The sequence below is a fragment of the Bacillus sp. 22-7 genome (assembly GCF_010628845.1).
Taxonomy (GTDB): domain Bacteria; phylum Bacillota; class Bacilli; order Bacillales; family Cytobacillaceae; genus Cytobacillus; species Cytobacillus firmus_B.
Genome location: NZ_NJQY01000018.1, coordinates 15,892 through 28,380 on the forward strand (window position 1 = coordinate 15,892; position 12,489 = coordinate 28,380).

General features: G+C 42.3%; 9 protein-coding genes. 8 read left to right on the forward strand and 1 reads right to left on the reverse strand.

The annotated features are described in order from the left end of the window. Window position 1: 1 nt before the first annotated feature. The 6 genes from argJ (at window position 2) to argF (ending at window position 8,399) form a co-directional block, all read left to right on the forward strand. On the forward strand, window positions 2–1,231 hold the full coding sequence (argJ, locus tag CE058_RS15255; protein ID WP_048010984.1) for a bifunctional ornithine acetyltransferase/N-acetylglutamate synthase: 1,230 nt from the start codon (window positions 2–4) through the stop codon (window positions 1,229–1,231). A 12-nt stretch (window positions 1,232–1,243) separates the two neighbouring features. Further along, window positions 1,244–2,017, forward strand: coding sequence for an acetylglutamate kinase (gene argB / locus CE058_RS15260; protein WP_163143767.1), 774 nt, complete (start codon window positions 1,244–1,246; stop codon window positions 2,015–2,017). Continuing rightward, entirely contained in the window at window positions 2,014–3,171 is a 1,158-nt protein-coding gene (locus tag CE058_RS15265) for an acetylornithine transaminase (protein WP_048010982.1), read from the forward strand. Before argB ends, CE058_RS15265 begins: the two co-directional genes overlap by 4 nt. 77 nt (window positions 3,172–3,248) lie before the next feature. Beyond that, window positions 3,249–4,328, forward strand: a complete 1,080-nt coding sequence (locus CE058_RS15270; protein WP_048010981.1) for a carbamoyl phosphate synthase small subunit — start codon at window positions 3,249–3,251, stop codon at window positions 4,326–4,328. Further along, complete coding sequence (locus CE058_RS15275) at window positions 4,321–7,446, forward strand: carbamoyl-phosphate synthase (glutamine-hydrolyzing) large subunit (RefSeq protein WP_163143769.1); 3,126 nt, start codon at window positions 4,321–4,323, stop codon at window positions 7,444–7,446. The genes CE058_RS15270 and CE058_RS15275 overlap by 8 nt, the downstream gene beginning before the upstream one ends. Further along, entirely contained in the window at window positions 7,443–8,399 is a 957-nt protein-coding gene (gene argF, locus CE058_RS15280; protein WP_163143771.1) for an ornithine carbamoyltransferase, read from the forward strand. Before CE058_RS15275 ends, argF begins: the two co-directional genes overlap by 4 nt. Before the next feature lie 153 nt (window positions 8,400–8,552). On the opposite strand, the gene CE058_RS15285 is transcribed toward argF, so the two are convergent. After that, window positions 8,553–9,365 carry an undecaprenyl-diphosphate phosphatase gene (locus CE058_RS15285; RefSeq protein ID WP_163143773.1) on the reverse strand — a complete coding sequence of 271 codons (813 nt, stop codon included), beginning with the start codon at window positions 9,363–9,365 and terminating at the stop codon, window positions 8,553–8,555. 171 nt (window positions 9,366–9,536) lie between these two features. Between CE058_RS15285 and CE058_RS15290 the strand changes: the two genes are divergently transcribed. Both CE058_RS15290 and clpB read left to right on the forward strand, forming a co-directional pair. Then, complete coding sequence (locus CE058_RS15290) at window positions 9,537–9,716, forward strand: YjzC family protein (RefSeq protein ID WP_163143775.1); 180 nt, start codon at window positions 9,537–9,539, stop codon at window positions 9,714–9,716. Window positions 9,717–9,867: 151 nt separating this feature from the next. Next, window positions 9,868–12,465, forward strand: coding sequence for an ATP-dependent chaperone ClpB (gene clpB, locus CE058_RS15295; RefSeq protein ID WP_163143777.1), 2,598 nt, complete (start codon window positions 9,868–9,870; stop codon window positions 12,463–12,465). Window positions 12,466–12,489: the final 24 nt, after the last annotated feature.

A 12,489-nucleotide genomic window follows, 5' to 3' on the forward strand; every position in this document is an offset into this window, starting at 1 on the left:
AATGCAATTAGTATCTCAAGCTGAAGTAACTGAACTGCCCGCCGGAAGCATCATCACACCAAAAGGCTTTACAGCAGCTGGTGTTCATGCCGGACTTCGCTATTCCAAAAAGGACTTAGGGATTATTTTAAGTGAGACTCCTGCACATTGTGCAGCAGTTTATACAACCAGCCATTTTCAGGCGGCTCCTCTAAAAGTGACACAGGAAAGCATTGCAGCAGATGGGCTCATACAGGCAGTCATTGTAAATAGTGCATGTGCCAATGCATGTACTGGGGAACAGGGGCTAATAGATGCTTATCAAATGAGAAAATCAGCAGCAGATAAATTCAATATAAAGGAACAGCATGTGGCGGTTGCCTCTACCGGTGTCATTGGCGAGTATATGCAGATGGATAAGATAGAAGAGGGTATTAAGATGCTGAAGCCCGGCAATGAGGCATTACACTCAGACGATTTTCAGACAGCCATATTAACAACAGATTTAGTGATGAAGAAGTGCTGCTATTCTGCAGTTATAGATGGAAAAACAGTCACGATGGGCGGGTCTGCTAAGGGTTCAGGAATGATTCATCCCAATATGGCAACCATGCTTGCGTTTATCACAACGGATGCGAATATAGCCAGCTCTGATTTGAAATTTGCTTTAAAACAGGTTACCGATCGAACGTTCAATCAGATTACAGTTGATGGGGATACCTCAACAAATGATATGGTAATGGTCATGGCCAATGGAGCCAGCGGTACCAATAAACTTTCGCCAGATCATCCAGATTGGGATGTATTTATACAGCTGATTTCCAAAACATGTGAAAGTCTTGCCAAACAAATCGCAAAAGATGGTGAGGGAGCAACAAAGCTGATCGAGGTGGAGGTATCGGGGACGAAAACCGATGACGATGCTAGAGTGATCGCTAAACAGATTGTCGGCTCGAACCTTGTAAAGACTGCTATATATGGAGCAGATGCCAATTGGGGCAGAATTATCGGGGCAATCGGTCAGGGCCAGCCGGCTATTGACCCTTCTTCGGTTGATATTGCAATCGGACCTATAGTCATGCTGAAAGATAGTGTTCCTTTGGCATTTTCAGAAGAAGAAGCAAAAGAGTACTTATCCAATTCTGCCATTCAGATTACTGTGAATCTTCATCAGGGAGCTGGCATAGGGAAGGCCTGGGGATGTGACTTATCCTATGATTATGTCAAAATCAATGCAAGCTATCGCACCTGAGGGGGAAGCTATTTGAAAAGTATTGTCATTAAATGCGGCGGCAGTGTTATGGAAGAACTGGGAGAAGACTTTTTTGATAGTCTTTTAGTGTTAAAGAATGAAGGATACCAGATTGTTTTTGTTCATGGAGGCGGTCCGGCAATTAACAGCATGCTGGAACTTTATAATATCCCTCATGAATTTGTCAATGGGTTGAGAAAGACGACTCCGGCAGTTCTGGAGGTAGCAGAGATGGTCTTGGCAGGACAATCAAACCGCAAACTTACCTCAATGATCGAACTGCATGGATTGAGAAGTTTTGGCGTAAATGGCAGTGATGCAGGATTACTAAAGGCAGAATGCATTAATCAGGATGAGCTTGGACTGGTTGGAGAAATAACGTCTGTTAATCAGTCAGTACTGAAAATGTTATTTAACGAAGACCTGGTCCCTGTCATTACTCCTATTGCAGCTTCAGAAGGCGGCACGAAACTGAATATCAATGCCGACTATGCTGCGGCAGCAGTTGCCAATGCCCTTAAAGCTGAACATTGCATTTTTGTAACGGATGTAAAAGGAATTTTCATTGACGGCAACCTCGCTCCCCAGCTTGATGCGGATGAAATTGAACAGCATATAAACGATAAAAAAATTACTGGCGGAATGATTCCAAAAGTTACCTCTGCCTTGAGCCTAATCAGCAAAGGACTAAATAGCGTAATGATTGTATCAGGTAAAGAAAAATTTTATGAGGATGGCATATGGATCGGGACGAACGTATCTGCCAAGAAGGAGGTTTTAACTTGAGTAATCTATTTCCAACATATGCCCGGTGGGAAGTCGAGCCGGAAAAAGCAGAAGGAAGTTATCTTTTTGATAAAAGCGGAAAGCGCTATTTGGACTTCACCTCAGGAATCGGAGTCTGCAATCTGGGTCACCGTCCAGCAGCTGTCCAAAAATCTATTAACGAACAGCTGAATAAATTCTGGCATGTTTCCAATTTGTTCATACAGGATCAGCAGGAGAATGCAGCAAAAGCTCTCTCTGAAGCCGCGGGCATGGACCTTGTATTCTTTGCCAACAGTGGAGCAGAAGCAAATGAAGCAGCGATCAAACTTGCCAGAAAAGCCTCCGGACGGGAAAAAATCATTACTTTTCAGCAATCCTTCCACGGGAGGACCTTCGCCACTATGGCTGCAACAGGCCAGGATAAAATAAAAAGTGGCTATGGTTCCATGCTGGAAAAGTTTAAATATGTTCCTTTTAATGATATTAATGCATTAAAGGATGAGATGGATTTGGAAACAGCCGCTGTAATGCTGGAAATTGTCCAGGGTGAAGGCGGGATTCATATTGGGAATCAGGAGTTTCTTGCAGAAACAGAGAAGCTTTGCAAAGAATACGGTGCGCTGCTGATAGTAGATGAAATTCAGACCGGCATTGGCAGGACGGGGAAAGCCTTTGGATTTCAGCATTTTGACCTTGCTCCCGATATCGTAACCGCAGCTAAAGGCCTGGGAAGCGGAATGCCAATAGGCGCTGTAATTGGAAGAAAAGCATTAGAAGGGGTGTTTGGACCAGGAAGCCATGGATCAACATTTGGCGGGAACCCGATCAGCATTGCTGCAGCTATTGCTACAATGAAAACAATATTTAATGATGATTTTTTACAAGGCGTTCAGGAGAAAAGTGCGTATCTTTTTGACAAGTTGACAGAAGCGCTAAAACAGATCGCAGCTGTTAAAGAGATTCGCCAGCTTGGTTTTATGGTCGGTATTGAATCAGATACCCCCCTTCCATCTTTGTTAAAGGAATTAAGAGACCAGGGCTTGCTGGCATTGCCTGCAGGGGAAAATGTTTTGAGGCTGCTGCCTCCTTTGACAGCATCCAGATCTGAAATAGATGAAGCGGTACAAATTCTGCAATCCATACTGAATGAATTTTCGAAATCAGCTGTGTAAGCTGTATTATTTTTCAAATGAATGAATAAAAATTAATTAATTTATATAAATATACAAATAGCTTCGAGGTGTTGAGAATGGAAGGATACCTTCATTTAAATAGCGGCAATTCCTATAAGGGCCAATGGCTGACGGATCAGCCTGAACAGGAAATAGAAGGGGAAATCGTTTTTTTTACAGGAATGACAGGCTACCAGGAAGTATTGACAGATCCTTCTTATAAGGACCAAATCATTGTATTTACGTATCCTTTAATCGGAAATTACGGAATAAATGAGTCTGATTTTGAGAGCAAGAAACCTCATGTGGCTGGGGTTATTGTATATGAAGGAAGCCGAAATCCTTCGCATTACAAATCGGCTTATTCGCTTCAGGAATACCTTCAGAAATGGAATATTCCATTATTAGGACATATGGACACCCGATCCATTGTAAAGAAAATCCGTTCGGAAGGCAGCATGCCGGCAAAAATGTCTTCTTCGGAAACATCAGCTGACGGATTGCTGCTTCCAAAGGATGAAAAAGTTTGTAAAGTATCTTCACAAGCTATGGAGTGCTTTGGAGAGGGCAGCGTTCATATAGTTGTCATTGATTTTGGCGCTAAAAAATCAATTGTGGATTCATTGCTGAAAAGAGCGTGCAAGGTTACGTCTGTTCCATATAATACAAACTTTGAACAGATAAAAAAGCTAAATCCAGACGGTGTGGTGCTTTCAAACGGGCCTGGAGATCCAAAAGAATTAAAAAGCATACTCCCGGAACTAAAAAAGATGCTGGAGCTGTATCCATCATTGGGAATTTGCCTTGGCCACCAGCTGGCAGCTTTAGCATTTGGAGGCAACACAAAGAAGCTATCCTTTGGCCATAGGGGTGCCAACCATCCGATTGCGGACATGACAAAGGGCACAGTCTTTATGTCATCACAAAATCATAGCTATGTTGTTGATGAAGAAAGCATAAAAGATACTGGGTTTAAAACCCGCTATATCAACCTTCATGACCAGTCTATTGAGGGACTGATGCATAAGGTCCTGCCAATCCATACGGTGCAATTCCATCCGGAAGCACATCCGGGCCCGGCGGATGGTGATTATATTTTTGATGAATTTATGAATATGATTCAAGAGGAGAATAGGAGAGTTTTCGCTTATGCCTAAAGACACCAGTATCCAATCCATATTAGTAATCGGATCCGGCCCGATTGTCATCGGGCAGGCAGCAGAATTTGATTATGCAGGAACACAGGCCTGCGCAGCATTAAAGGAAGAAGGCTATAAGGTTATCCTTGTTAATAACAATCCGGCTACCATCATGTCTGACAAAGCTTTTGCAGACAAAGTCTACTTTGAGCCGATGACAGCTGACAGCCTTGAAAAGATTATAAAGAAAGAACGTCCAGATGGCCTGCTTGCCACACTGGGAGGCCAGACAGGATTAAATCTTGCATTTAAACTGAGTGAATCAGGTGTCCTTGAACGTTATGGAGTGAAGCTTTTGGGCAGCAGTATTGAATCCATTAAGAAAGGTGAAGACCGGGAAGCCTTTCGTAAGCTGATGAACGAGCTTAACGAACCTGTTCCTGAAAGCATCATTGTCCATGAAGTGGAAGAAGCCGTTCAATTTGCGCGTGATATTGGATTCCCTATTATCGTCCGTCCAGCCTATACCCTTGGCGGAACAGGCGGGGGAATTGCAGGAGATTTCGAGGAACTGACATCCCTGGTGCAGGGCGGGTTAAAAGAAAGTGCGATTAACCAATGTCTGGTAGAAAAAAGCATAGCAGGGTTTAAGGAAATAGAGTATGAGGTTATGCGTGATTCCCAGAATACGTGCATCACGATTTGCAATATGGAAAATATTGATCCTGTAGGGGTGCACACAGGTGATTCAATTGTTGTCGCGCCTTCCCAGACCTTAACTGATGATGAATACCAGATGCTCCGAACGGCATCTATTAAAATCATTTCAGAGCTGGGCATTATTGGAGGGTGCAACATTCAATTCGCCCTGGATCCGCATAGCAGGAATTATTACTTGATTGAAGTAAATCCGAGAGTCAGCAGGTCATCTGCCCTTGCTTCCAAAGCAACAGGCTATCCAATTGCCAGAATGGCTGCAAAACTTGCAGTCGGGTATAACTTATCAGAGATCATAAACCCTGTAACAGGAGACACATTTGCAAGCTTTGAACCAGCTCTAGATTATGTCATTGTTAAATTTCCAAAATGGCCTTTTGATAAATTTCCTTCAGCAGACCGCAAGCTCGGAACACAAATGAAAGCCACCGGAGAGGTAATGGGTATTGACCGGAATCTGGAACGGGCTCTTTTAAAAGCAATTCATTCACTCGAAGTGAAGGGAATGGATTTAATATCACCAGTCTTATCTGCTAAATCGGCAGGTGAACTGGAGGAACTGCTATTAAAGCAGACTGACGAAAGATTTTTTACCGTGATTGAATTGCTGCGGAGAAATCACTCATTAGAAGCATTACACTCTATCACAAAAATAGATTATTTCTATCTCCACATACTCAATGAAATGGTTAAACAGGAAAAACACATTTCTTCCTTAACACTTGATGGTGCAACAAAAGAAGAGCTGCAGCTTTTTAAGGAAAAGGGCTTCAGCGATAAGTTTCTTGCATTCGAATGGAATGTAACGGAGAAAGATGTCAGGGACAAACGGAAAGAGGCTGGCATTCTTCCGGCCTATAAAATGGTTGACACATGCGCAGCTGAATTTGAAGCACAATCTAATTATTATTACTCCAGTTATTTTGGTGAAAATGAACAGGTGAAGAGTGATAAGAGGAAAGTCCTGATTATCGGAAGCGGTCCCATCAGGATTGGCCAAGGCATTGAATTTGATTATTGCTCTGTTCAGGGAGTGTTTGCGCTGAAAGATGAAGGCGTTGAGACGATCATGATCAATAACAACCCTGAAACGGTAAGTACGGATTATACAACAGCAGACAGGCTTTATTTTGAACCGTTAATCCTTGAGGATATCTTGAATGTGATTGAAGCAGAAGGAGTCTCAGAAGTCATTGTGCAGCTTGGCGGGCAAACAGCTCTGAATCTGGCATCCGATCTTGAAGCTTATGGCGTTACCCTGCTTGGAACTGACTCAAATACAATTGATGCATTAGAGGACCGGAAGCTTTTTTATCAGCTATTGGATGATTTAAATATCCCGAGGATAAAAGGAGATGTTGTCCACTCAGAAGCAGAGCTAAAAGAAGCAGCTGAAAACATTGGATACCCCATTCTTGTACGCCCATCCTATGTTATAGGCGGCAGAGGAATGGAGCGTATTTCTTCATCATCTGAGCTGGAGAGTTATTTAACGAAAGGTGATGTCCCTTATCCAATTTTAATTGATCAATTCGTGCATGCTTTAGAAGCGGAACTTGATCTGGCAGCAGACGGAAATTATATCTGTGCACCGGCAATTATGGAGCATATTGAAAAAACCGGAGTGCACTCAGGGGACAGCATGTCCGTTCTCCCGCCGCAAAATCTCTCAGAGAAAGTCCAGAATAAAATGCTGGCCTATGCAAAAGCGATTGTGCAAAAGCTCAATTATAAAGGACTTATGAATATTCAATATATCGTGAATGGTGAAGAGGTATATATTCTTGAAATTAACCCCCGTGCAAGCAGAACGGTGCCTATTATCAGCAAGGTCACAGGTGTGCAGCTGGTAGAGATTGCGACAAAAATATTGCTTGGGAAATATAATTTGTCGAAGGATGAAATTCCAGCTGATTCGATACTCCCGTTTGTATGTGTAAAATTCCCGGTCTTCTCGAATTATGCTTTAAAGGGATTGGACAGCAAAGTAGGTCCTGAAATGAAATCAACAGGTGAGGGCATTTCACTGGCGCCCAACTATGAGGAAGCTGTCAGAAAGTCTTTCCACGCTGGTTTAAACGGTGTTAAGGGCAATTGTGTGGTAATAGCAAATTCTCCAAAAACAGACGAATTAACACATTATATTAATCAGGCTAAAGCTGTGCCTGTTTTCCTGTCTCAAGACAATATGGACTGGAATGCCCAGGAAACCTTTGCTTTATATAATCCCGGAATGAGTGAAGAAGATAAAAAAATGAGAGAAATGGGAACCAAAAACCGAATTTTGACTTTCAGTGAAAAGGAAACGTTTATTGCATTATTAAATTCAATGACGGCAGGCGAATTGGATGTAAAATCCATTGAAGATTGGCAGGGTATAAAAAATAATGAGGCAGAAAAGGAAGTGGGCGTCATATGATTTCAATTCAGGCAGCGGATAAGAGCTTAAATATTAAAGGGAAGGACTTTCTAACACTTGCAGACTTTTCAGGAGACGAAATAAAGGGGCTTTTGGAAAAAGCAAAGCAATTAAAGGAAGCTTATCTGCAGGGGGCAGAAACATCTTTCCTAAAAGGGAAAATTCTTGGCATGATTTTTGAAAAGTCATCTACGCGTACAAGGGTTTCCTTTGAAGCAGGGATGCTTCAGCTTGGGGGCCATGCCTTATATCTAAACAGCCAGGACCTGCAGCTTGGAAGAGGAGAAAGCATTGCGGATACAGCTAAAGTGCTTTCCCAGTATGTTGATGCGATTATGATCCGCACGTTCTCCCATGAGAAGATCCAGGAACTTGCTTATCATGCGGACATCCCGGTTATTAACGGCCTGACAGATCTTTATCATCCATGCCAGGCTCTTGCAGATCTTCTAACAATCGAAGAGAAAAATGGGGAGTTAAAAGGCCAAAACCTGGCATATATAGGCGATGGCAATAATGTGGCCCATTCATTAATGATTGCTTCTGCCAAGATGGGGGTAAATATCACGATTGCCTGTCCTGCAGGATATGAACCGGATCAATCTGTTCTCCAGCAATCACAAGAGTTTGCCGAACAAACCGGTTCAAAGGTAATCGTCACATCGGATCCTGAAGAAGCCGCTGCTAATGCCGATGCCATCTATACGGATGTCTGGACGAGCATGGGCCAGGAAGCAGAGAATGACAAGAGGCTCAAAGACTTTGCTGAATATCAGGTTAATCAATATCTTGTCCAAAAAGCCAAAAATGATTACGTCTTTTTGCATTGTCTGCCTGCCCATCGCGGTGAGGAAGTTACAGCAGAGGTCATTGATGGAAACAATTCCGCTGTATTTCAGCAGGCTGGGAACAGACTTCATGTTCAAAAAGCCATTCTTTCAGAGATATTATAAAGAAAAAGCCTTCTCATCGCAGAGAAGGCTTTTTCATTAGGCTATTTTCGCAAGGTTTGTTGCTATTTTATATTATTTACTGAGTTGATTGGAGCGGAAATCAACGGACAACATTGATAGGAAAAAAACAACTTATACGAAAAGAGCCTTTTATTAAGATAAGAAATAAACAAGCGGACCAACAATAAAACAATAAATCGCAAAATACTTCAGGTTCCCTTTAGCCATAATATTCATGAACCATTTCAGGGAAAAGTAAGAAGCAATCAGTGAGGCAAAAAAGGCTATTGTATAGGGCAAAGCCAATTCAGATAAATTGGGATCTGTTAAAATGTCGTTGAAACCCAATATCATTCCGCCGGCACTTACGGGGATATATAAAAGGAAAGAAAACCTTAAGGCTGTTTCCTGTTTCATCCCAAGTCCCATAGCGGCGACAATGGTAGCACCTGAACGGCTGATTCCCGGTATCAGGGCAACTGCCTGTGCAAAACCTACAATGATTGCGTCCTTATAAGATAATTCAGCATCATTTTTCCTTCCTCGTAAATTCCGGATCAGCCACAGGGCGAGTCCAGTTACGATTAGAGTAATCCCTACTGTCTTAATATTGGCAAGATGATCATCAATAAAATCCTCAAACAAAATACCAATAACACCGGCAGGGATGGTACCGATAATCAAGTAAATGATAAACCGGAAGTCTGATTCTGCCTGTTTATCCTTGGTTGTAACGTATGCAAGTCCATTTCGAATCAGTCTTATAATATCCTCTTTGTATATAAGCAGAACTGCTAATAAAGAGGCTGTATTTACAAGAAGGGCAAAGCTAAGACCTTTAATGTCCAGATCGAAAAAGTGCTGCGCAATTTCCAGGTGCCCGCTCGATGAAATGGGAATAGGCTCTGTAAATCCCTGAAACAAACCTAAAAACAAGTATTTAAGCAATGCCAGAAAATCAGTCACATTTAAATCCTCCAAATTGAAATCTCACACCTCCCCATTTAACAATAAAAAGGACGGCAGAGTAAAGTAATATCCTGTTCATTGCTTTTGGGGAATGCCAATAGTTTCCCTCATGAGAGATGCAAGAGTGGAAATAATAATAAGTGATTTACGATTAAAGGAGGTATTTGGATGGGGCAAAACAGACAATTTAAGCCTGGTCAGAAAGCGCCTAATAATGGAATTTATATAGAAATTGGCGAAACGGGAAGCAACGTCAATAATCCGCAAGTGCTTAAAATGAGAGCTGGAGACCAATTTCCGGAAACATCCAATCATAACCGGATTTGGACATATAAAAGAAAGCCCTGATTAATTAAATGGAAATTGGGGAAATAGGAAATGGAGCCATCCCAATAGCGGATGGCTTTTTAGATATGGAAAAAGCTGAAAACTTTACATATGAAAAGATTGACTTATAATAAAATTAAAAGGTCAAAAAAGGTCAAAAGGAGGTTGCATAATGGATGTAAATCGGATGACAGTGCGGCTTCAGGAAGGGTTATTGAATGCACAGACAATAGCTATTCGCGAACAGCATCAGGAGGTGGATGAAGCCCATTTATTCCTGGCTTTACTGGAACAGGAAAACAGCCTTGTGTCATTAATACTGTCCAAAGTGCAGATTCAAGCGGATTCTTTTTCTAATAAAATGCAGGAAGCACTTAGAAAGAAACCGCAAGTAACTGGTTCAGGAACAGAACAAGGGAAGCTGTATATTACCGGTAAACTGCAGAGGCTGCTGGCCGAAGCAGAAAATTATATGAAGACTTTTCAGGACGATTTCATGTCAGTGGAGCATGTATTGCTGGCTGCTGCAGCAGCGGAAACCGAAACGGCAGCAATTATAAAATCATACGGTATTAGTAATAAGCAAGTCGAGCAGGCGATTAAAGAAGTTAGGGGGAATCAGAGAGTGACATCGCAAAATCCTGAATCAACATATGAGGCATTAAAAAAGTATGGAAGAGATCTTGTCTCAGAGGTAAAGAAAGGAAAAGTTGATCCTGTAATTGGCCGGGATAGCGAGATCAGGAATGTCATTCGCATCCTTTCAAGGAAAACCAAAAATAATCCGGTTTTAATAGGCGAACCTGGGGTTGGGAAGACCGCTATAGTCGAAGGTTTGGCACAGAGAATTGTCCGTAAAGATGTGCCTGAAGGCCTTAAGGATAAAACCATTTTTGCCCTTGATATGAGCGCTTTAATTGCGGGAGCCAAATTCCGGGGTGAATTTGAGGAAAGACTGAAAGCAGTTTTAAATGAAGTTAAGAAAAGCGAAGGCAGAATTCTTCTCTTTATTGACGAATTACACACCATTGTAGGTGCGGGCAAAACAGAAGGAGCCATGGATGCAGGGAATATGCTGAAACCTATGCTTGCAAGGGGAGAATTGCACTGTATAGGAGCTACCACACTTGAGGAGCACCGCAAATATATCGAAAAAGATCCTGCGCTGGAACGGCGTTTTCAGCAGGTATTGGTGCAGGAGCCGGATGTAGAGGATACAATCTCTATTCTAAGAGGGCTGAAGGAACGCTTTGAAATACATCATGGAGTCAACATCCACGATCGTGCTTTAGTGGCTGCCGCAACCTTATCAGACAGGTATATTACAGACCGTTTCCTCCCTGATAAGGCGATTGACTTGGTTGACGAAGCCTGTGCAATGATCAGGACGGAAATTGATTCAATGCCATCTGAGCTGGATGAAGTCACAAGAAGGGTCATGCAGCTGGAAATAGAAGAAGCGGCACTAAGAAAAGAAAGTGATGAAGCAAGCAAACAGAGACTCGGAGACCTGCAAAAAGAACTGGCTGAACTAAAGGATCAGGCAAATAGCATGAAAGCTAAATGGCAGCTTGAAAAAGAAGGAATCCAAAAAGTCCAGGAAAAGCGGGAGCAGCTTGAGATAATGCGCCGTGAACTTGAGGAGGCTGAAAATAATTATGACTTGAATAAAGCAGCAGAACTTCGCCATGGAAGAATCCCGGCTTTGGAGAAGGAATTGAAAGAGCTTGAAAAAGCAGTTAATGAGAATCAAGGGGACCGGCTGCTGAGAGAGGAAGTCACAGAAGAAGAGATTGCTGGCATTGTAGCAAGGTGGACAGGTATTCCCGTGGTTAAACTTGTTGAAGGTGAACGTGAAAAGCTTCTTCGCCTTGAAAATATCCTTCACGAAAGAGTGATTGGACAGGATGAAGCAGTGCAGCTTGTGTCAGATGCTGTCCTAAGAGCAAGAGCAGGCATTAAAGATCCGAACCGCCCGATTGGCTCTTTCATCTTCCTGGGTCCAACTGGAGTGGGAAAAACAGAATTGGCTAAGGCACTTGCACAGTCACTGTTTGATAGTGAGGAACAAATAATCAGAATTGATATGTCCGAATATATGGAAAAACATGCTGTATCAAGATTGATTGGTGCTCCTCCGGGGTATGTAGGTTATGAGGAAGGCGGTCAGCTGACAGAAGCTGTCAGAAGGAAGCCATACTCAGTAATCCTGCTTGATGAAATTGAGAAGGCTCATCCAGAAGTGTTTAATATCCTTCTGCAGATGCTTGATGATGGAAGGATCACTGACTCACAGGGCCGCACGGTTGATTTTAAAAATACGGTTATCATTATGACTTCCAATATCGGCTCCCACTATCTTCTGGAACGCTCTGCCAATGATGCAGACATAACTGAAGAGATCAGAGACAATGTACTTGGACAGCTGAGGAGCCATTTCCGTCCTGAGTTTTTAAACAGAGTGGACGAAATTATCTTGTTTAAGCCTTTAGCTCTAAATGAAATAAAGGGTATTGTATTAAAATTAATTACTCAGCTTCAAGCAAGATTATCAGATCAGCATATTAAGTTAAGTATAAATGATGATGCGAGAGAATATATTGCAGAAAACGGATTTGATCCTGTATACGGCGCCAGGCCGCTCAAACGGTTTATCCAAAGGAACGTTGAAACAGCACTCGCCCGCAAAATAATCGCGGGAGAAATTAAAGATCAAAGTGAAGTTATTATATCAGCAGAAAACGGAAGAATTGAACTGCTGGTAAAATAAGGCCACAAATGAAAAGAATCATCC

Coding starts and splice junctions, on each gene's coding strand:
- argF (WP_163143771.1), top strand. CDS start 7,443: ATGATTTCAATTCAGGCAGCGGATAAGAGCTTAAATATTAAAGGGAAG.
- CE058_RS15270 (WP_048010981.1), top strand. CDS start 3,249: ATGGAAGGATACCTTCATTTAAATAGCGGCAATTCCTATAAGGGCCAA.
- argJ (WP_048010984.1), top strand. CDS start 2: ATGCAATTAGTATCTCAAGCTGAAGTAACTGAACTGCCCGCCGGAAGC.
- CE058_RS15275 (WP_163143769.1), top strand. CDS start 4,321: ATGCCTAAAGACACCAGTATCCAATCCATATTAGTAATCGGATCCGGC.
- CE058_RS15290 (WP_163143775.1), top strand. CDS start 9,537: ATGGGGCAAAACAGACAATTTAAGCCTGGTCAGAAAGCGCCTAATAAT.
- clpB (WP_163143777.1), top strand. CDS start 9,868: ATGGATGTAAATCGGATGACAGTGCGGCTTCAGGAAGGGTTATTGAAT.